The organism is Pseudomonas sp. YuFO8 (assembly GCF_035065025.1).
In the GTDB taxonomy this organism is placed as follows: Bacteria; Pseudomonadota; Gammaproteobacteria; order Pseudomonadales; family Pseudomonadaceae; genus Aquipseudomonas; species Aquipseudomonas putida_AE.
In genome coordinates, this window is sequence record NZ_JAXDEQ010000001.1 from 263354 (window position 1) to 284780 (window position 21427).

Annotated in this window: 15 protein-coding genes; 2 read left to right on the top strand and 13 right to left on the bottom strand. The window is 60.5% G+C overall.

What is annotated here, in order from left to right; all coding sequences use genetic code 11:
• Positions 1 to 63: 63 nt before the first annotated feature.
• The 13 genes from SOP95_RS01215 to yaaA all read right to left on the bottom strand — a co-directional run bounded on the left by SOP95_RS01215 (position 64) and on the right by yaaA (position 18277).
• Positions 64 to 1515 (bottom strand): mannose-1-phosphate guanylyltransferase/mannose-6-phosphate isomerase, encoded by a 1452-nt coding sequence (locus SOP95_RS01215; protein WP_274073932.1) that lies wholly within the window; start codon positions 1513 to 1515, stop codon positions 64 to 66.
• 147 nt (positions 1516 to 1662) lie between these two features.
• Positions 1663 to 2319: an alginate O-acetyltransferase AlgF gene (locus SOP95_RS01220; protein WP_274073931.1), complete on the bottom strand. Its 657-nt coding sequence runs from the start codon at positions 2317 to 2319 to the stop codon at positions 1663 to 1665.
• 17 nt (positions 2320 to 2336) lie between these two features.
• Positions 2337 to 3512, bottom strand: a complete 1176-nt coding sequence (locus tag SOP95_RS01225; protein WP_274073930.1) for an alginate O-acetyltransferase — start codon at positions 3510 to 3512, stop codon at positions 2337 to 2339.
• Between the two features lie 11 nt (positions 3513 to 3523).
• The gene (locus SOP95_RS01230) at positions 3524 to 5089 is read right to left on the bottom strand and encodes an MBOAT family O-acyltransferase (protein WP_274073929.1); all 1566 of its coding nucleotides are present in this window, start codon (positions 5087 to 5089) and stop codon (positions 3524 to 3526) included.
• Positions 5090 to 5296: 207 nt separating this feature from the next.
• Positions 5297 to 6409 (bottom strand): mannuronate-specific alginate lyase, encoded by a 1113-nt coding sequence (locus SOP95_RS01235; RefSeq protein WP_274073928.1) that lies wholly within the window; start codon positions 6407 to 6409, stop codon positions 5297 to 5299.
• A gap of 8 nt (positions 6410 to 6417) precedes the next feature.
• Complete coding sequence (locus SOP95_RS01240) at positions 6418 to 7869, bottom strand: alginate O-acetyltransferase (RefSeq protein ID WP_323605619.1); 1452 nt, start codon at positions 7867 to 7869, stop codon at positions 6418 to 6420.
• A gap of 10 nt (positions 7870 to 7879) precedes the next feature.
• Entirely contained in the window at positions 7880 to 9454 is a 1575-nt protein-coding gene (gene algG / locus SOP95_RS01245) for a mannuronan 5-epimerase AlgG (RefSeq protein WP_274073926.1), read from the bottom strand.
• A 26-nt stretch (positions 9455 to 9480) separates the two neighbouring features.
• Positions 9481 to 10965, bottom strand: a complete 1485-nt coding sequence (locus SOP95_RS01250) for an alginate export family protein (RefSeq protein ID WP_274073925.1) — start codon at positions 10963 to 10965, stop codon at positions 9481 to 9483.
• The gene (gene algK, locus SOP95_RS01255; protein WP_406592064.1) at positions 10962 to 12473 is read right to left on the bottom strand and encodes an alginate biosynthesis TPR repeat lipoprotein AlgK; all 1512 of its coding nucleotides are present in this window, start codon (positions 12471 to 12473) and stop codon (positions 10962 to 10964) included. Before algK ends, SOP95_RS01250 begins: the two co-directional genes overlap by 4 nt.
• Before the next feature lie 9 nt (positions 12474 to 12482).
• On the bottom strand, positions 12483 to 13652 hold the full coding sequence (locus SOP95_RS01260) for an alginate biosynthesis protein Alg44 (RefSeq protein WP_274073923.1): 1170 nt from the start codon (positions 13650 to 13652) through the stop codon (positions 12483 to 12485).
• A gap of 36 nt (positions 13653 to 13688) precedes the next feature.
• Positions 13689 to 15170: a mannuronan synthase gene (gene alg8, locus SOP95_RS01265; RefSeq protein WP_406592065.1), complete on the bottom strand. Its 1482-nt coding sequence runs from the start codon at positions 15168 to 15170 to the stop codon at positions 13689 to 13691.
• 198 nt (positions 15171 to 15368) lie between these two features.
• Positions 15369 to 16685, bottom strand: coding sequence for a nucleotide sugar dehydrogenase (locus SOP95_RS01270; RefSeq protein ID WP_274073922.1), 1317 nt, complete (start codon positions 16683 to 16685; stop codon positions 15369 to 15371).
• 812 nt (positions 16686 to 17497) lie between these two features.
• Entirely contained in the window at positions 17498 to 18277 is a 780-nt protein-coding gene (gene yaaA, locus SOP95_RS01275; RefSeq protein WP_274073921.1) for a peroxide stress protein YaaA, read from the bottom strand.
• A gap of 287 nt (positions 18278 to 18564) precedes the next feature.
• Between yaaA and SOP95_RS01280 the strand changes: the two genes are divergently transcribed.
• Together SOP95_RS01280 and SOP95_RS01285 are read left to right on the top strand one after the other, a co-directional pair.
• Positions 18565 to 19689 carry a polysaccharide deacetylase family protein gene (locus tag SOP95_RS01280; RefSeq protein WP_274073920.1) on the top strand — a complete coding sequence of 375 codons (1125 nt, stop codon included), beginning with the start codon at positions 18565 to 18567 and terminating at the stop codon, positions 19687 to 19689.
• A gap of 335 nt (positions 19690 to 20024) precedes the next feature.
• The gene (locus tag SOP95_RS01285) at positions 20025 to 21419 is read left to right on the top strand and encodes a PhoH family protein (RefSeq protein WP_046820461.1); all 1395 of its coding nucleotides are present in this window, start codon (positions 20025 to 20027) and stop codon (positions 21417 to 21419) included.
• Positions 21420 to 21427: the final 8 nt, after the last annotated feature.

The following is a 21427-nucleotide window of genomic DNA, read 5'->3' on the forward strand; positions in this document are numbered from 1 at the left end:
CCGCTCAACCCGCTGCGGATAGGGGACGCAGCGGGTTGAGCGGGGGCTTAAGGTAAACAATGCTTACTGCGCGATGGTTTTCACCGACACGCCGCGCTCAATCGGGGTCGAGCGCCCGTAGATATCTTCGAACCGCTCGATATCGTCCTCACCCAGATAACTGCCCGATTGCACTTCGATGATCTCGAGTGGAATCTTGCCCGGGTTGCGCAGGCGGTGCACCGAAGCAATCGGAATGTAAGTCGACTGGTTTTCAGTCAGCAGGAACACGTTCTCGTCGCAGGTCACTTCAGCCGTGCCGCTGACCACGATCCAGTGCTCGGCGCGGTGGTGGTGCATTTGCAGCGACAGGCACGCGCCCGGTTTCACCGAGATGTGCTTGACCTGGAAACGCCCGCCCATGTCGACCGAGTCGTAGGAGCCCCACGGACGATAGACTTCGCAGTGGTTCTGGGTTTCGCTGCGGCCCTGTTCGTTGAGGGTGTTGACCATCTGCTTCACGCCCTGGACCTTGTCCTTGTGCGCGATCATCATGGCGTCCTTGGTTTCGACCACCACGATGTTTTCCAGGCCGATCACCGACACCAGTTTGCCGTTGCCGTGGATCATGCAGTTCTTGCTGTCCTGGATCACCACGTCGCCTTTGGTGACGTTGCCATTGGCATCTTTCGCATTCACTTCCCACAACGACGACCAGCAGCCGACATCGCTCCAGCCCGCAGTCAGCGGTACGACGCAGGCGCGCTGGGTTTTTTCCATGACCGAGTAGTCGATGGAGTTGTCCGGGCAGCAGGCGAAAGTGGCTTCGTCGATGCTCACGGTGTCGGCGTCCTGGGCGCTGCGCTCGAGGGTCAGCAGGCAGGTGTCGTAGATGTCCGGATCGTGCTTTTTCAGCTCTTCGAGGAAGCGGCTGGCGCGGAACAGGAACATGCCGCTGTTCCAGAAGTAACCGCCGGACTGGACGTACTCGGTGGCGCGTTTCACGTCCGGTTTTTCGACGAAGTGCGAAACGCGGCTGACGCCTTCGGGCAGCAGTGAATCGTTGGTCGACTTGATGTAGCCGTAGCCGGTTTCCGGTTTGGTGGCCGGGACGCCGAACAGCACCATTTCGCCGTTTTCGGCGGCGACGGTGGCCAGGGCCAGGGCACGTTGCAGGGCTTTCTGGTCTTCCAGCACGTGGTCGGCCGGCAGGACCAGCATCAGTTCGTCACGACCTTCGTTGACCAGCATCATCGCGGTCAGGGCCACGGCCGGCGCGGTGTTGCGGCCGAACGGTTCCATCAGGATGCGCTGGGTTTCGAGTTTGCGCGCGGCCAACTGCTCGTTGACGATGAAACGGTGGTCCTTGTTGCAGACCACGATCGGCGTGTCCATGCCGTCGAACACCAGGCGTTCCAGGGTTTGCTGGAACAGGGTGTGCTCGCCGGTCAGGGCCAGGAACTGTTTAGGGAACTGCTTACGGGAAAGCGGCCAAAGACGTGAGCCGCTACCACCTGACAAGATCACCGGAATCATGTTGTTACTCCTTGAAAATCGTTTGGTTAGGCTTTTGTGGGAGCCAGCCTGCTGGCGATGGCATCACCTCGGTACATCGACAAAACCGAGTGGCCTGCATCGCCGGCAGGCCGGCTCCCACGGAGCCGGGTCAATTCGGGAAAATGATTAGCGCGTCGATACCGGGCGTTTTACCCAGACCGGCGACAGGCTGCTGCCGCTGCCGGTGACGTACAGCACGGCGGCTTCACCGCGTTCCAGGGCGACCGGTTTCACGTCGCCGACTTTCGTTGCGCCATCGTATAGCGCCAGGCTGACTTTGACCGGGTTGATTTCACGCTCGCCACGGCCCTTGGCGGCCACGTTCGGGACCACGTCGGTCTTGCCGTCGGCGGTTTTCAGGGTCAGCGCCTTGTCGCTGAGGTTCTGCACGCGCACCAGGGATTTCTGCTTGTTCTTGAACGGCGGCTCTTCGATCAGTTGCGGTGCGCCGCTGGCGTTGTTGACCAGGGTGTAATAGTGGTCGCCGGCCAGTTTCACCGGCAGGGTCTGGCTGCCGACCTTGGCGCTGTAGTCACCGCCCGGCATGAAGCTGAAGTCGCTGCTCGACAGCGGCGCGACATCGCTCAGGTTGGTGCTGCCGACAGTGGCGCTGACTTCTGCGTTGCTGGCGTTGTAGATCCGCACGAAGGACGAGCCTTTCGGTGCGGTCGGGCCGTACAGTGCGGCATCGCCACCGGCGAAGGCCTGCATCGAAAGCACACTCATACCAGCAACCAGTGCAAAGGTCTTGGCGAGACGACGAGGAGTAGTCTTGAAAGTCATGGTAGTACCTCTCTCTTTCAGTTTTGCGCCCGGTCGGGCGTCTCGGATTTAGTGTTGATGGCTACGTTTTGTTGGCGGGCGCCGGCTTGTTTAAGCTCTGCGACCCACTGCGGGTCGGCGTCGCCGATTTCGTTGTTCACAGGCAGATAGCGTTCAGGAAACTCCCAGATCAGCACTTGTGGCGGGCTGTTCTTGAAAGCGTCGCTTTTGAGGTAGCTGAGCATCGGCAGGATCGGGCCGTGGCCGTCTTCGGCGTAATTGACCACGTCGCTGCGCAGCGCTTGTTTCAACGCGCCGACGAAGTTCCAGTTAGGGTTGGCGCTGTAGCTGGTGCCGATCAGTGCCACGGGCACTTCGGTGTTGGCGAACAGGGCGTCTTCAGCGGCTGGCTGGTCATCAGCGGCAACGGTGTTGCGCTTCTGCAGAGGCTCTTGCGCCGGCATCAGGTTTTCGAACAGCGGGTCCAGTGGCAGGAACAGACGCAGGTCGCCCTTGTGGGTGATTTTCTCCGCAGGCTCGGTGACGAAGTTTTGCGGTTCGCCGCTCAGCGGGTACTTGTCGGCAATGGTCCTGGCCAGGCGGTTGGCGGCGATCTCGGCGCCTTCCGGAGTCCAGTGGGTGTCGGTGCGCAGGAACACTTGCTTGCCGTCGCGCTTGGCCGCTTGCAGCGGGCCCAGCAAATCAGGGGCAAGGATGTGGTCGGCGGCCAGACGCTTGTGGAAGTCCTGGTAGAGGTTGGCGTGGATGCTGGCCGGTTTCACCTCACCGAGGTGTTCCGGGTACAGGCGCACCTTGGCCGGAACCACCGCCATCACCAGTTTCACACCCTTGTCTTTCAGGGTCTGGCGCACGCCTTCGACCAGCGCGTAGTTGCCTTGCAGGTTCAGCTCTTCGTTGACCGTCGGATGGAATTCTTCATCGCTGTACAGCCACTGGTCGCGACCGAGCACGACGCCCGGACGACCCTCGTTGAACAGCTTGAAGTCCAGCGCGGCCCAGAGGTTGGTGCCCAGGCGCTTGATCGGGAACTCGTCGTCGTAGTGCGTCTCCACGGCCTTGGTCCAGCGGCCATTGAGCACCGTCGCATCGGCGTTGGTGCTGAAGCCGAGGAAGCTGCGGACCGACCACAGGCCCAGGGCCAGCAGCGTCACCAGGAACAGGGCGATGTAGAAGATGCGTAATGAGCGGGTCATGGTCAGATCCCTCAGAACTGGAAGTAAAGGAACGGCGAGAAGCTTTGCGCCGAGAGTTTGAGAATCGAGGCGATGAACAGCAGCAGTACCAATGCGCGCATTGCGTAGCGCGACCAGTCAGCGGTCCAGTAGGCCGGTTGCACCTGGGCATCGACGCCGACGGTGTAGCCAGGCTGGTGGATGCTCGCCGGGTTATCACCAGGCGCGGCCTTGATCAGGCCGGGTTCGCTGGCGGCAGGGCCATCGGCATCGACATTCACTTCAGGCTTGGTCTTCACTGGCGGCTGGTTGCTGTAGAAATCACGCAGGCCGAAGAACGCCAGGGTCACGTAGGCCACCACCAGGGTTGCGATTTGCAGGCCGGTGAGGCTGGCCTGGTTGAGTTCCGACAGCGACCACTCGCCGAAGCTGAACATCGCGCCGTACATGCGACCGGCCACGTGCAGGTTTTCCGCACGGAAGATCACCCAGCCCATCACTACCAGCAGGAAGGTCAGTGCCCAGCGAATCGGGTTGAAGCTGCGTGGCGAAGTGTTCAGGCCGAGGGCTTTCTCGATCGCCAGCCACATGCCGTGCCATGCACCCCAAACGATGTAGGTGATGTTCGCACCGTGCCACAGGCCACCGAGCAGCATGGTCAGGAACAGGTTGCGATAGGTGGTCAGGGTGCCTTTGCGGTTACCGCCCAGGGTGATGTACAGGTAGTCACGCAGCCAGGTCGACAGGCTGATGTGCCAGCGGCGCCAGAACTCGGTGATCGACTGGCTGATGTACGGCTGCTTGAAGTTTTCCATGAAGCGGAAACCCATCATCAAGCCCAGGCCGATGGCCATGTCGCTGTAGCCGGAGAAGTCGAAGTACAGCTGCGCGGTGTACGCCAGGGCGCCGAGCCAGGCGTCACCCGTGGTCGGGTTTTGCAGGGCGAAGCAATGATCGGCCACTACCGCGAGGGTGTCGGCGATGAACACCTTCTTGATGAAACCCTGCATGAACCGCGTGCAGCCCTCGGAGAACTTGTCGAGGGTGTGGGTGCGGTTGTTGAACTGGTCGGCGAGGTCGCGAAAACGCAACACGGGACCTGCGATCAGGTGCGGGAAGATCGCCACGAACGCCGCGAAGTCGATCAGGTTGCGGGTCGCCGGGGTATCGCCACGGTAGACGTCGATGATGTAGCTGATGGACTCGAAGATGTAGAACGAGATGCCGATCGGCAGCAGCACATGGGTCAGGATAAACGGCTCCAGGCCCACCGAGGTCATCATGGCGTTGATGCTGTCGACGCCGAAGTTGGCGTACTTGAAGTAGCCGAGGATGCACAGGTCGACCGCCACGCCGAGCAGCAGCCAGCGCTGCGCCGGTTTGGTCCGAACGCCTGCGGCGCCGACTTTCAGGCCGATCCAGTAGTTCCACAGCGTGACCGCCGCGAACAGTGCGAGGAAGTCCACACGCCACCAGGCGTAGAACACGTAGCTGGCGATCAGCAGCAGCAGATTGCGATAGCGTTGCCCGCTCAAGTAGTACAAGCCGAGAAAGATCGGCAAGAACAAAAACAGGAACACGTTGGACGAAAAAACCATCCCGATCTCTCCTTGTTTGAAGCTACATTCAAGGGCCAACGGCCCCCCCAAACCCCCCACGAAAAACCGGGGGCACATTGCATTCAAAAACCACCGCGATCCCTGTAGGAGCTGGCTTGCCAGCGATTCGGTCTGACATCCAACATTGATGTCGACTGACACACCGCATCGCTGGCAAGCCAGCTCCTACAGGGGGAATGCGTCGTTCTAGGAACCCTTGCCCTTTTCGTTGGCCGGGTCGTAGACCTTGGTCAAATCCCCGCCCAGGCGGAAGGTCTTGAACGGTTGCATGTCATGCTTCTTCTCCAGCACCTCCGGCGCGCAGGTGTAGAGGGTGCAGAACGGTTCGAGCCAGGCGAATTTCGAGTCGACTTTCAGGTCGGTCATGTCCTGTTTCTTGCCGTTTTTTTCCTCGAACTCATCCGGGTCTTCTACCCCGGCGAGTACGCGATCACCCAGGCGTTTCAATGCGCCGTTGTTTTCCTGGCGCAAATCCACACCATTGACCTGGGCGAAACTGGCGATCATCGCCAGCGGCGGCAGGGCATAGTTGTGATAGGCGAGGGCGCGTTGCTGGCGCTTGAGTTCGTTCGGCAGATAACCGTCCGCATCAACCTGATTGGCGCCGACCTTGTATTCCTTCACGGCCCAGTCGAACAGGTCGCGGCGGTTGGTGGCGACCGAGGTCGCCATCACCGACCAGGCGGCCCAGTACGAGTGGTTGTTGGTTTTTTCCAGCGGCAGGTTGTCCCAGTCGCTGACCACCTGGTCGGCCATACGGTTGAACCAGGCTTCGATCAACTGCGACTCCTGCTGATGGTTGGCCAGCGGGTGGGAGTCGGAAAACTTCAGGCGAATGTAGGACGACGCCATGCTGCCCAGCGCCCATTTGCGCATCGACTTGCCGGTGTGGTTGAAGTCCTTGGACATCAACGCATCGGCCTTGGCCCACGCCGTCAACCAGTTCAGGGTGCACTCCAGCTGTTCCGGGCGACCGTCACGCATGAACTGCATGACGCGCTTGCTGGTGCCGCGCTCGAGCTTGGTGATGTCGGCGGTGCTGTCGCGGAAGGCTTTTTCCGACTGCACGTTCAGTGTTGAACGGGCCTTGTCCGAACCTTCGTACTTGCTGCGAAATTGCAGCGAGCCGGTGTAGGGCGTCGGCATGGCATCGCAGCCTTCGCTCTTGTCGCCGGTTTTGACTTTCTCGATCGGCGCAAAATAGCCCTGTGGCGGGCGCAGTGGCGCCGCGGCCTGGGTCGCACCGGCGAACATCGCCAGGCTCAACAGCGTCAGTGTTGCAAGTTTCGGATTTCGCATAGCAGACCTCATTGCCCGGCTGAAGCAGTACGTTGCTCAGCGTTCGGGAATACGTTGCGTTTGCAGATTTTCGCTTCGACTTTCTGTGGCGCGGTGCCCGCTTTTTCAGGGCCCTGGATTTCGACGGCCAGCAGGTTCTGCGAGGCCCAGTCTTCGTCCGTGCGCAACTCGAAGGCGAAACGTCCGTCAGTGTCGGAGGTTTCCGGTTTGTCGATCTTGATGTCCTCGTGGCGCCCGTTCATGTACCAGAGGGTGGCTTGCAAGGTTTTCACCGAGGTGTCGGCGAAGCGGATGTCGACCTGGTGACTGCTGTTTTGCAGGTTCAGGTTTTTGCTGTTGACCATAAGCTCGTTCTTGCCCGGCTTCAGCGTGGTGCTGGCCGACATCTGTGCATCCTTGCCTTCGCAACCGTTGTCCAGCAGCGCCATCATCTGGCGGTAGATGGTTTCCTGGTCGAGGCGATAGAGCGGCGAGAATTCCCAGATGAGAATCTTCGGCGGGTTCTTCTGGAACTCTTCGCTGCCCAGGTACTGCAGCATCGAACCTTCCAGGCCACCGCCGGGGAACGCCACGTTGAGAATGTCGGCGCCGATGGCCTCTTCGAGGAAACCGGCGAAGTTGTAGTTCTTGCCACTGTGGCTGGTGCCGACCAGGGTGATTTCCGGATTGCCGGAATCGCCGAACAGATCGCCATCGCCTGCTTCGCCTTTCGGCTCGGTGGTGAATTGATCCATGTACTGGATCGCGTAGCTGGTGCCACAGAGTTGACCAGCCATGTTGTGCAATGTTCCGGTCTTGCCCATGCGACCCGACTTGTGGGTCTCGAATTCACGCTTGGGAATGTCGGCGAAGGCCGGGATCTGCTTGACCTTTTCCGCCACGATTTTTGCCGTGCGCTGGGCGCCGTATGGCGTCCAGTGCTGGTCGCCACGGAAGTAGAAATCGTGGGCGGGCAGGGTGTCGGGCAGCGACTCGTTGGTCAGCGGCGACAGGTCCGGTACCACGTAACCCATCTGCGCGAAACGGCCGAGCATGGTCTTGTAGTTCTTCAGCGCCTTGTCGAAATCGAAGCTGGCTTTTTCTGCCGGGTTCAACTTGTTGCGGTTCACCAGGCCACGGGTCGGCTGGTAAACCACCACCAGCTCCACGCCTTTGCTCTTGAACGCATCGTGCAGTTGCTTCATGCGCTTGTAGCCGGCAGGTGTGGTGTCGAATTCGGTGCGCAAGTCTTCTTGCGTACGGAACAACCAGTCGCCCTGGGCCTGTACCAGCGTGGTGAAGTTCTGCTGGTAACGCGTGGTGTAGTTCTTCGCGTCGTGGGCGGCGGGGCACAGGCTGCAGCACGGCTCGGCGCTGAATTTCGGTGCTTGCACTTCATCGGCGCGAACACCACCGCTGGCGGCGAGAATGCCGGCGGTCAGGGCCGACAGGCTGAGTAATTTGATCAAGTGTGGGTGCATAAAATTATCCTCAGTCCCGCATTTCGGTCTGGCGTTCGACAGGGTCGATCAGCACGGCTTTCTGCTGGCGCACCAGCAGGTCGAGAATTTCATCCTGGCGCTCGCCGAGAATCCCCGAGAAGCTGATGCCGCTGGATTTGGTCGGGGCGAGCATGGACACGCGATACAACTCGACGCTCAGCGGCGAGTCGATGGACAGTGGGCCACTGCCATTGGCCGCCAGTTCACCGCCGACCACGATCAGCGACACCTGGGCGTCGAACGGGTCGAGCTTGATGTCACGGTCGGTGTTGGTCAGGTCCTTGATGTGGCCGTAGACGCCGGTCAGGCCGTTGGCCATGGCGACGTTTTCGTACAGGCGAATGTTCACGCTGTTACGAATGCGGATGCCGTGACGACGGTTGCTGATCACCTTGTTGCCCCACAGCAGGTTGTCGGCACTCTCGTAGAGGGTGATGCCGTCGGTGTGGTTCTGGTAGATCTCGTTATGGGCGATCAGGTTGTTCACGCTGTTACGGTCGATCACCAGGCCCGACAACTTGTTGTCGTAGCTGCGGTTGTTGAAGATGAAGCTGTCGTTGACCTCACGGGAAATGATGATCCCGTGCTTCTTCTTGGTCCCGAACACCGTGTTGTCGGCAATGATCAGGCCGTGGGAACGGTCGTGGGGGTCGATGCCGTAGACGATGTTGTCTTTGTAGGTGTTGCCCTTGACCACGAAGTCGCGGGTTTCGTAGCAGTAGAAGCCGTACCACATGTCCGAGAACTCGGAACCGACGATCCAGCCGGTCGGCTCAGGACGCTTGAGTACCTTGGCCATGTTCGGCGTGTACTGGGAAATACTCACGCCGTAGGACTTACTGTTGGCGTAGCCGAAACTGGCGATCTTGCTGTTGGCGATGTAGGTCTCGGTGCCGCCCCAGGACAGCAGGAACGGACGGAATTCCTTGGGCGACTTGAAGGCCGCCGGGCCGTTGGCCTTCTCACTCCAGCCAGTGATTTTGGTATCACGCACGAACAACTGGCCGTCGTTGACCAGGAACGAGCCGGCCTCCTGGGACAGGCGCAGTTCCTGGGTCTGCTTGTCGATTTCCAGGATGCCCTTGTTGCCCACCACGATCGGCAACTTGGCCAGGAATACGCCCGGCGAGGTTTCGCTGAAGTACTGCTTGGGCAGCTTCTTCGCCAGGTCCTTGAGGTTCATGTAGCCGTCGTCAACGAAGATCGCCTGGGGGATGCCGTGCTGGCGCACGACCCACTCGGCCATCTTGTTGTCGCCGCCGATGAAGTCCTTCAGGGCGTCTTCCTGCATCATGCGGCGCACGCTGATCTTGCCGGCCTTGCTGCGCACGACTTTTGCGGCGATGGCTTCGGCGGTGTAGCCCGAGGTGTCCGGCAGTTTCGGCGTGGCCAGCTCCAGCGGCGCGGTCGGTGCGCTGCTGACGGTATAGGTCTTGGCCTGTTGCAGTTCCTTGGCCATGGTGGCCGGCTTGGCGGCCGGCTCCACATTGGCGAAGGCAGTCGCGCTGGCCAGCAGCAGGGCGCCGGCGAGCAAGGTCAAGGACCCTTTCTTGGCACTGTTCATGTCGGGGACTCCCTTCGCAATGTGCATCAGAAGCGCCAGATCACGTCGACGAACGCGCGGTGCATGTACGAATCGACTTCCTTGCCGTAGGCGTCGCCCGGCTTGAACACACCGCCACGGAAGCGCACCAGGGCCGAAGGCTCATCGATCTTCTGGCTCAATGCCGCCGGCAGCAGGCCTTGCTTGAAGTACTTGGTGACCACCAGATCCATTTCCTGGCCGAGGTCTTTATCACCATCGTTCAGTGGCAGGGACGTGCTGGACAGCACCGCGCCGGTGACGTCGTCGGTGTTGTTCTGCACGGCGTCGATGCCGTTGCTGGTGATCGGCTTGTTGCCGTCGACGCGCCAGAACTTGTGGTAGATCAGGCTGGCGTCGTACTCGTCGTTGAGCATCCACGAACCGAACAGGGTGGCCGATTGCATGTTGTTCATTTCGCCACGGAAGGCTTCGCCGAAACGGTGCACACGCGAGCGGGTACCGGTGTAGCTCGAGCGGTTGCTTTCCAGGCCGTTCTGTTCGTAATCGGCGCTGGCACGGGCGTAGGCCGCACCGACTTGCCATTGCGGATCGAGGCGCAGACGTACGCCCAGGTCGGTGGCCCAGCCATCGACATCGCCGCTGTGCTTGGCTTGCGCCGGTGCGGTGCCATCGGCGTTCAGCGGGTTGACCGTGTCGCGGTCGCCGCTCATGCCGGTGATGCTGCCCCAGTAGTTGACCGTGTTGGTGTTGCGCCAGTTGTAGGCGTCGCTGTTGGCCTGCAGGCCCAGCCAGCTGATATCGCCGTTCTGTTTCTTGTCCAGCGAATCGCCGGCCACACCCGGCTCTGGATAATCGAGCTTGCCGTCATCGTGGGTGTGATGACCGCGAATGCCGGCCCAGTGGCCCGGTGTCCATTGGTATTCGGCATCGGCGTAGGCGTGCAGGCGATCCTTGTCCTTCGGCGCCAGTTCCTTCAGGTCAGTGCGGTACTCGCTGAAGCGTTCGGCGATACCGGCGTTGGCGCGCAACAGGGTGGTGTCGAAGGTCCAGTTCAGGGCTTCGATGTTGGTGTCGCGCCATTGACCGTCGTCGTTGTGCAGACGCTGGCGGCCGAATTTCAGGATTTCGCCAGGGTAGGGCGTGAAGCCGCTGTAGCCGACCCAGAACTCGCGCATCGCCAGGTAGTTCTTCTTGGTCTTGCGGTCATTGTTGACGGTGTTTTCGGTGCCTTCGGATTGCTGCAGGGTATCGGTCTCGATGATGTCGGTGGACGTCACGGCTTGACCCATTGCATACGCGCTCCACGCGCCGCTCTCGCCATACACCCACGGGCGCAGGTCGAGGCCCAGGCCATTGACGTCGCCGCCACTCTGGGTGCCCAGGTCTCGGTCGTCTTCGGACTGGCCGGTGATTTTCACGTCCAGGCCGTAGTTCTTGGTTTCTTCAGTCATCGCCGCCAGTGTCGGGCACGACCAGATCAGCGCGAATGTCAGGCCGATTCCGGCCTTCATGAATGGATTCAACTTCATAGGGATTCCTCGCCGTCTTCTTCTTGCAGGGCGTGCAGTTGCAGCGTGTTCTGGCTCAAGTTGCCGCGAACCGCCTGTTCCTGTTTCAACAGGCGCTGGGCCTCGGCCAGCTGCGCAGGCGGCAGTTGGGCTTCGAGGGTTTGCGCAAGCTCGGTGGCTTGCGGGGTGTTCTGGGTCTTGGCCAACTGGCTGAAGACGTATGCATTGAGCGGGTCAGGCTTGGTGCCTTTGCCTTGGGAAAACAGTTGGGCGATGGCGAAGTCGGCGCTGTTCTGGCCGTTACGCGCAGCGGTCAGCAGATGATCCAGGGCCTTCTGCGGATAGACCTTGCCCAGGTAGCCACGGCGATAGATCTGGCCAAGGTAGTAATCGGCGGCGACTTCACGGCCGACGGCTTTCTGGAAGTGTTCCTCGGCGACCTTGGCGTCGGCCGGGACCATCTTGCCTTCGTAGTAGAGCTTGCCCAGCAACAGCTCGGCGCGCGGTTGGTCGGCGGCGCGGCCGTTGTCCAGGTACTTCATCATCTGGTCGACATCGCCGAGTTCCGGGAAGTCGTAGATCAGTTGCGCGAGGGTGACCCACGAGGCCGGGTAGCCTGGAGCGATGGGTTCAAGCAGCGACTGCGCGGTTTTTTCGTCGGGCGTGCCCAGGGTCCGATCGGCGAGCACGCGGGCGACGCTGTCGACACGCTGAGCGGAAACGGCGCCGCGACTGTGAGCGGCCTGCATCTGCTTGATCAGCTCGGCCTGTTGCTCCGGCTTGGCCTGTTTCTGGTAGACCGTGGCCAGTTCGACGTAGCAGATGTCGGTGGTGTTGAGCGCCGCCTTGCAGACCTTTTCCACTTCGTCGAGGTGCTGGTCGTAGGTGCCCTGGGTGCGATACAGCAGCACTTGCGCCAGGCCCGCTTCCGGCTTGCCTTCGGCGCGCCATTGGCTGATCTGCTGCTGGGCGTCGACGTTGGGGAAGCTGTGCGGGTATTGCAGGTACAGCATCGCCAACGGGATCAGGGTGTTGCCTTCGCCGGCGGCCGAGGCTTTTTTCAACAGGCCTTCGGCTTCGTGCTGTTCGGCTTCGGTGGAGCCGGGCTTGGCCACCAGCAGGCGACCCAGGCGTGCCTGGGCCCGCGGTGAAACGCTGGCCGCGGCGCGGTAAGTCGCTTCGGCCTGTTTCATCTGCGCCGGGTCGCGGCTGTCGACCTGAAGATCGGCCAGGCCAACCTGGGCTTCGCTGTAGCCCAGGTCTGCCAGTTGCTGGTAGTTCGCCGCGGCAGTGGCGGTATCGCCGCGCTTGAGCGCTTCGTTGGCCAGGCGCTGGTCGGGCAGGCCGGCGCAACCGGCGAGGCTGACTGCCAATGCCAGCGAGCACACCATCAATCCTATGTGGGAGCCAGCCTGCTGGCGATGCATTCGACTCGGTGTTCCAGCGGTACCGCATTGATCCAATCGCTGGCAGGCCAGCTCCCACAGGGACTGCGGTGTTCTTGGAATTGGTGGCGTCGTCACGTGCATGTCCTCCGGTTACAGACCAGCAGCCATGGCTTTGTCGATCAGCCAGTTCAGGTTCGGGCCACGGTCGCTGTTCACTTCCACCGGACGGCCGGCGAGGCTGCTGTCCAGGGCTTCGTCAGGCTGGATCAGGACGCGGATGTCGGATGACAGGTCGGCGCTTTTCAGGCTGGTGCTGCTGACGATCTTGCCGGTGCGGGTCTTGTCTTCGCCGGCGATCTGGAAGCGCACCGGGGTGCCTGGCAGAACGTCGCCGAACTGGCGATAGGAGAAGCGCGCCTCGACATTGGCTTCGGTATTGCGTGGCACCAGTTGGAAGATCACGTCGCCTTTGCTGGCGTACTGACCGTCGGCGACCATTTGCTGGGCCACGGTGCAATCGCACGGCGAGGTCAGGGTGCCGGTCATCTGCTTGCCGAACAGCTCTTCAACCTTGGCCGGGGCCAGTTGATCGTCTTCCAGGTGACCCTTGAGCACGTCGAGCATGCTGGTGCTGAAGGTCGCCAGCGGTGCGCCTTTGGCTGCAACGCCATCGCCTTTCACCAGGCTCTGCACGGTGCCGTCGCGGGGCATGGTGATGTTCACGCCCGGCACGCTGACCAGGCCGGCCTGGGCGTGGCTGACGAAGTACATGCCGTACACCGACTTGAAGATGAAGCCGAACGCCGCCAGGCCGACGACGAAAACCCCCAGGCTGAGTGTCACTGCTTTCATGCGCCCGAACGCGCTCATGCCGTGGCCGCCGTCCTTGATCTTGCGCGCCTTGGTGAAGTTGTCGCGCTGCAGGGTCGCCAGCACTTCGCCGATGGTGACGATGTCGCCCGCCAGGTGCGAAGTGATCAGGTGGCGCAAGGTCGAGATGTCCTGCGGTTCCAGGTTCTGGAACTGGCAGCCGGTACGACCGGTCTCGCGATCATGGGAGCGCACCTGCAATTCCACGTCCATGGCCAGGCCGAGGTTGTCGATGACGAATTGCAGGCGGGCCTTGTACTTGTCGCCGATCTTCAGTGGCAGTTGCCCGGCATTGAAGGCCAGGCCACCGGCGGACAGGTCGATCACTCGCGCTTCGACCGGCGTACGGTCAGGGCCGAAGAAACGCAGCTTGGCCGGGATTTTCACTCGGGCGTGTTGGCGCTGGGCTTCGGATTCATGCACTACGTTGGCGTTGACGGCGGTATTCATATGGGCGATTTCCTGGTTAATTCAATAAGGGGGCGGTCAGACCATCATCAGCAGCACGGCGACAAAAATGCTGCCGGCGGAGAAGGTCATGGTCCGAGACGACCAGGTGTTGAACCAACGTTGAAAGCTGGCGAGATCACGGGTCAGGGAAGTGGGCTGGCGAGTCCAGGACTGTTGGTCGAGGCGGAAGAACACGTAGATCTTCACCAGCGCGCCGACGATCTGGTTGTAATAGAGAATCGCCGGGTATGCCGGGCCGATCCGGTGGCCGGAGCAGGACAGCAACAGGGTCAGGATCAGGCGGGTGATGCCGATCCACAGCAGGTACACCAGGATGAACGCGGTGCCGTACTTGAAGCTGGCGATCAGCGCCACCGTCAAGCCCAGCAGGGAGGTCCACATCGACACGCGCTGATCGAACAGCACCACCGAGGTGAACGCACCGAGGCGTTTGACCCCAAGGCCGAGGGCCCGGGAGTTCTGGCGCAGGTTGTTGCCGTACCAGCGGAACATCAGCTTGCGGCTGGCCTTGATGAAGCTCTTCTCAGGCGGATGCTCGACGGTGTTGATCGCCGCGTCCGGCACGTAGAAGGTGTCGTAGCCCAGGCGCATCAGGCTGAACCAGCTCGACTTGTCGTCGCCGGTGAGAAATTTGAAACGACCCAGGCGCCAGTGTTGCAGCGAGTCGCTTTCCACGTCGGCGATGAATTCCGGGTTGGTCACCACGGTGGCACGGAACACCGACATGCGCCCGGTCATGGTCAGCACGCGCTTGGACAAAGCCATCGAGCACATGTTGATGTGGCGCTGGGCGAAACGCAGCTTGTGCCATTCGCTCATGATGTAGCCGCCGCGCACTTCGCAGAACTCGTTGGTGGTCAGGCCGCCGACGTTGCCGAACAGCTGGAACCACGGCACGGTCTTGCGCACTGTGCCCTCGCCGAGCACGGTGTCGCCATCGATCACGGCCACCACGGCGCGGTCATCCGGCAGGTGGCGGGAGATGGCGCGGAAACCGTAGGCCAGGCCGTCGCGCTTGCCGGTGCCGGGAATGCGCACGAAGTCGAGCTTGACCCGGGCAGGCGGGTTCATCCGGTTCCACAGGCTCTTGACCAGCAGTTCATCGGACATTTCAACGATGGAGCAGACCACGGTGGTTGGCAGCTCGCAGTCGATCGCTTCGCGGATCACCGAGCTGTAGACCTGCGCGGTGGTCAGCGCATCGATACGAAAACTGGTGACCATCAAAAAGACATGGGACGGGTCCGCCGCCTTGCCCAGCTTGCGCACTTTGCGCCGCAGGTGCGGGTAGACCACGTACAGGAACAGCATGCCGCGCAGAAAGTGCGTGGCACCCATCGAGTAGCGCCAGATACCGACGATACCGATCAGGAAAATGAAGTCCTTCGACTCGGAGTCGAACGTGGACACAGGCAGCGCCATGGCGATGCCCATCAATAAACTCAGGTAGAACAGCCAACCGGCGGCCTGGAGTAGGCCGTGCTTTAGCCTGTGCATAATCTGCATCCGTCTCGATCTCGGGCGAGCCTGTGGGGTGGCCCGATGGGGTTAAGGCAGGCTTGTGAAAACTGGCGGCACCCGTTCTGGATGACGCCAGAGTCCCTGTAGGAGCTGGCGAAGCCTGCGATCTTTTGATCTTTAGCCATCGCCTGCGCCAAAAGATCGCAGCCTGCGGCAGCTCCTACAGATACCGCGTTACCAGCAGATGCCTTCAGTCCGGCCAGTCACGCTGGTGGCCTTGGACATGAAGCCGACCAGGTCGATCACCTGCTTGCCGTGTGGAACGTTCTGCACCAGGGCGCGGAATTTCTCGTCACGGTTGCCGAGGATGATCACGTCGGAGTTGTTGATCACTTCGTCGAAGTCGGCGTTGAGCAAGGACGAGACGTGGGGGATCTTCGACTCGATGTAGTCCTTGTTCGCGCCGTGAACGCGGGCGTATTCGACGTTGCTGTCGTAGATGCTCAGGTCGTAGCCCTTGCCGATCAGCATTTCCGCCAGATCCACCAGCGGGCTTTCGCGCAGGTCGTCGGTGCCGGCCTTGAAGCTCAGGCCCAGCAGGGCGACTTTGCGTTTGTCGTGGCTGGAAACGATGTCGAAGGCGTTCTGCACCTGGGACTCGTTACTGCGCATCAGCGAGTTGAGCAGCGGTGCTTCCACATCCAGGGACCCGGCGCGGTAGGTCAGGGCGCGCACGTCTTTGGGCAGGCACGAGCCGCCGAAGGCGAAGCCCGGGCGCATGTAGTACTGGGACAGGTTCAGGGTCTTGTCCTGGCAGACCACGTCCATCACTTCACGACCATCGACGCCGACGGCCTTGGCGATGTTGCCGATCTCGTTGGCGAAGGTCACCTTGGTGGCGTGCCACACGTTGCAGGTGTACTTGATCATTTCGGCAACGGCGATGTCCTTGCGGATGATCGGTGCGTCGAGTTCTTCGTACAGCGATTGCAGAACGTCGCCCGAGGCCTTGTCGAACTCGCCGATGACGGTCATTGGCGGCTGGTCGTAGTCGGCGATGGCGGTGCTTTCGCGCAGGAACTCAGGGTTCACGGCAACACCGAAATCGACGCCGGCCTTCTTGCCGGAGCAGTCTTCGAGAATCGGGATCACCACGTTGGCCACGGTACCTGGCAGCACGGTGCTGCGAACCACGATGGTGTGGCGGGTGGTCTTGTCACGCAGGACAAAACCGATCTCGCGGCACACGGCTTCGATGTAGTTCAGTTCCAGATCGCCGTTCTTCTTGCTCGGCGTACCGACGCAGATCATCGACAGGTCGGTGTCGCGAATGGCCTCGGCGAAGTTGGTGGTGCCACGCAGGCGACCGGTCTGGATACCCTGGGCCAGAAGTTCGCCCAGGCCTGGTTCAACAATCGGCGATTTGCCGGCATTGATCATATCGATCTTGTCTTTGGCAACATCGACGCCAACGACGTCATGGCCCCGTGCAGACAGGCAGCCGGCACAGACAGCGCCTACGTAACCCAAACCAAATATGCTGATGCGCATCGCATTTACCTCAGTGTTGATCAAGCCATTAGATGGCCGGAGTTAATGGTGTTCAGCGGTTATAGTGCACGCGGAAGTTACGCCTGGCAGGCGCGACAATACCGCGTGCTGGCATAAAAGTTCCGAGTGTCTAAATAAGTGCACTCAAGGTGTGCGCAACTAGGCCTTGTTGTTATGACTTGCCCTGTTATGCAGCGCGTCCTCTGTTCAGAAGAAGTTCGTGCAATGTTCCTGCACGCTCGATGTCAGGCCGAAAGCCCGTAGATCAAGCGTTTTGGTGCCCGGGTGGGCACGTTTATAGGGACGCGGCCTTGGCCTTGCAGGGGATATTAATGGTGCGTATCTCCTGTGCGTTCTGGTGTTGCCCAAATCAGGGGGTTAGTCAGTGGAAGTTAGTATTGCAACTTCACTACATGGTTCCCTGATCTGCGTAAGTTATCTCGTACATCCACGGCGAGAATCGTTACCGGTGGTATGAGCGGTGCATCTGGACATAGTTCCGGCCCGCTCATCACGAAATCTGAAATTTCTTGAAATATTGTCAAAGATGGCACTGCTCTCAAATTGATAGCACTTGCCGTTTCGCCCTTTATATATAGGCGGATTATTGGAGGGGATAGTTTTTTGCCACTATCGATAATTTTTTTCGGTGCCACTACTGAAAAAAATGATCGAAGTCGAGTGAAACTAAAGTTAGAAAATTGACAGGTGGTATTTTGGCGTCATAAAAATGACGAAAAAAGCGAGGGATTTCGAGGGGATCAGTGGGGGCGCACGAGGGGAGTTGGAAGGTCGTGCGCCGACCCGTTGATTTACTCTGGTGCGTGGTCGCGCAGGAACACCAGGTTGTCCGGTTTAGACTGTTCGGCGCTGTAGCGATAGCCCTGAACATCGAACTGCTTGAGGGCTTGCGGGTCGTTGATGCGTTCTTCGATGACGAAGCGGCTCATCATGCCCCGGGCCTTTTTCGCGTAGAAGCTGATGATCTTGTACTGACCGTTCTTCAGGTCCTTGAACTCGGTGTTGATGATGCGTGCGTTCAAGGCGCTGCGCTTGACCGCCGAGAAATACTCGTTGGACGCCAGGTTGAGCAGCACGTCATCGCCCTGGTCGGCCAGGGCTTCGTTCAGCCATTCGCTGATCCGCGTACCCCAGAAGGCATACAGGTCCTTGCCCCGGGCATTGGCCAGTTTGGTGCCCATTTCCAGACGGTACGGCTGCATCAGGTCGAGGGGACGCAGCAGGCCATACAGGCCGGAGAGCATGCGCAGATGTTGCTGGGCGTAGTCGAAGTCGGCTTCGCTGAAAGTTTGCGCATTGAGCCCGGTGTAGACGTCGCCCTTGAACGCCAGCAAGGCCTGCTTGGCGTTGGCCGGGGTGAAGGCGGGTGTCCAGCTGCCGAAGCGGGCGGCGTTGAGCCCGCCGATCTTGTCGGAAACGTGCATCAGTTCGCTGATCTGCGCCGGGGTCAGCTCGCGCAGCTGCAGGATCAGCTCCTGGGAATGGTCGAGGTATTGCGGCTGGGTAAAGCGCTGGGTCGCCGGCGGCGTTTCGTAATCGAGGGTCTTGGCGGGGGAAATCACCGTCAGCATGAAGTCGTCTCCTTTAATCGTGGCGGCGATTCTAGGGGGTTGACCGTGTTGACTCCAGCTATCGGTGCGATAGGTGATCGGTGGCGTCATGGGACAAGATCGCAGCCTCGCTTCGCGAGACAGCTCCTACGGGACCGGGTTGGCTTGAAAATGGACCGTACCCGGGAGCGGGTTGGCTTGAACTCGGAACAGCCCCCCCTGTAGGAGCTGTCTCGCGGAGCGAGGCTGCGATCTTTTGATCTCCCCGCGATATAGTGCCGCCCGGGCCCGGTTATGGAGACTTCCCATTGCGCATCGTTTTTCTCATCTCGATCTGGCTATTTAGCTTCGGCGCCATCGCGGCACCCGGTGAAGTAGCAACGCTGGATCGCAGCACCTGGCCGGAAAAACTCGACAACCCGACCCTGTTCGATGTCGCCTCGCGGGCCGAAATCCTCATGTTCGCCCGGGTGCTGCTGGCCAGTGAAGCCCTGGACGAGGCGGCGCTGGCGCAACGCCTTGGCTTGCGCACCATCAACCTGGAGTCGGTCAATCGGGTTCGCCAGCGCCTGTGGCAACGCCTGCTGGCCAACTACAACTTCGCTCAGCAGAGTTGCGACCAGGACGCCTCCTTCTGTTTCCTGGTCGAGGACATGGCCACCTTGCGCGAGCAGGCCGGCAAGTTCCAGCTCAGCGAGGACAGCTACTACACCCGATGGTCCGAGCCGAGTCGCCTGTTCCACACCCAGTACCTGGATGAGCAACTGCGCAAGGCGGCGCTGTTCCCGCAAACCAGCAGCGAAGTCGATCGTTTTGGCGACTATGAACGCAATGGCGACGGCATGCATGATCGGCTGTTTCTAATGACCTTCGACAGCGCCGCCAATGCCACGCCGGACAATACCGACTGGATTGCCGAGTACCTGCGCAAGGCCAACCTCAGTGGCACCTTCTTCGTGCTCGGCAAGGACCTCCAGGCCCGTTTAAACGAGCGCTCGGTGGCCAGCCTGCAGTCGACCTGGTCAACCCAGTGCATCGGCGTGCAGGGCTGGGAATTTCGCTCCCACAGCCACTGGCAGGACTGGCAGGACTCGGTACGCCGCAGCGTCGAGCTGGCCAAAAGCAAGCTGCCGGAGAACTTCGTGCCGCTGTTTCGCCCGCCCGATGGCCAGCGCCGCGCCGACGCCGCCGCTTTCTTCAAGGCCCAGGGCTTGCAGGTCGCCCTGTGGGATATCGATGCCCAGGACGGTGCGGGCAAGCTCAAGGGCAGCCAGAGTGCGCAACGGGTGCTGACCCTGATGCTGCTATGGCGCCACGGGGTGATCAATTTCAATGTGAAGCAGGAGGGGGTGAAAACGGCGTTGCCCTGGCTGATCACACAAACGGCGCAAAGCGGGATCGGGTGGGAAGACTGTCAGGAGGGATTTCGCTGAAAACCGCCAAAGCCCGTAAACATTGGGTGAAAGGCGATTTTAGAGGTGATTTTGCTGCAGGTTGACTTCCGACTGTAAACGGGTGATGGCAGTCCGCCAAGTGTTATTGGTCATTCTGAAAAATAAACTTCAAAAAAGCGTCAAAGTACTTTTTTCTGTCATGGGTTTTGGAGTATTACGAAGACAGACCGCCGAAACCTGCAACACAGGTGGCGTCTCCCAAGACCCGCATGTATGCAGAACACTTGAGTCCCCGCAGGTGTATTCGGTAGTCACTTCGAGGCGCAGCACCGCCAAGGTATTGCGTCGACTGGCTCCCACAAAGGTGACCGAGTATGGATGATCACGGACGTAGCTCTTCTTCCAACCAGCCAATCCTTTATGTACTCGATACCAACGTATTGATTCACGATCCAAACGCGCTGCTTAACTTCGAAGAACACCACGTCGCGATCCCGATGACCGTGCTTGAGGAACTCGACAAGCTCAAGAGCGGGCATCACAGCGTTGCCGCCGAATGCCGCCAGGCCATCCGGCTGATCGACAAGACCCTGGGCGATGCCTCACCCGAGGACGTCGAGCAGGGTGTGCCGATCCAGCGGGGCAAGAGCGGACCCAAGGGCTTGCTGTCAATTCTGATGAGCAAGCACGCCGAGCCGAACCTGATTCTGCCCGAGCACCTGAACGACAACAAAATCATCAACCAATTGATCGACCTGCACGCGCGGGACCCACAGAAGCCCGTGGTGCTGGTCACCAAAGACATCAACATGCGTCTCAAGGCCCGCGCCTGCGGGATCGCGGCCGAGGACTACAGCACCGACCAACTGGTCGACGACGTATCGCTGCTGCCTAATGGCTACCACAACATGACCGGCTCCTTCTGGGACCGCGTGAGCAAGGTCGAAACCCGCCAGGACCACGGCCGCACCTGGCATCAGGTACAGCTGATCGACAATCTGCCCGCAGTGCATATCAACGAGTTCATCATCGACGAGCAGGGGTTCGTTGGCTGGATCAAGGAGATCGAGGAGGACAAGCTGCTGATCCTGGACCTGCACCAGGAACCGCTGCTGCACCAGGAAGCCTGGGGCCTCAAGCCGCGGGACATCTATCAGAGCCTGGCGCTGTATGCCTTGCTCGATCCGGACATCCACCTGGTCAACCTGTCCGGTGCCGCAGGCTCGGGTAAAACCATCCTCGCGCTGGCCGCGGCCATTGAACAGACGATGGTCAGCAAGCGCTACCGCCGCATCATCGCCACCCGCAGCGTGCAAGGCCTGGACCAGGAGATCGGTTTCCTGCCCGGCACCGAAGCGGAAAAAATGGAGCCTTGGCTGGGCGCCATCACCGACAACCTCGAAGCCTTGCACATGGATGACGAAAGCACCCATGGCAGCGTCGACTACATCCTCAGCAAAGTGCCGTTGCAGTTCAAATCCCTCAACTACATCCGGGGCCGCAGCTTCCAACAGAGCCTGATCCTGATCGACGAATGCCAGAACCTCACGCCGCACCAGATGAAAACCATCATCACCCGTGCCGGCGCCGGTTCAAAAGTAGTGTGCCTGGGCAACCTGGCACAGATCGACACCCCTTACCTGTCCGCGACCAGCTCCGGGCTGACCTATCTGACTGAACGCTTCAAGGACTTCCCGAACGGGGTGCACATCACCCTGCAAGGGGTGCCACGTTCGATCCTGGCCGAATACGCCGAATCGCATCTGTAACCTTCACC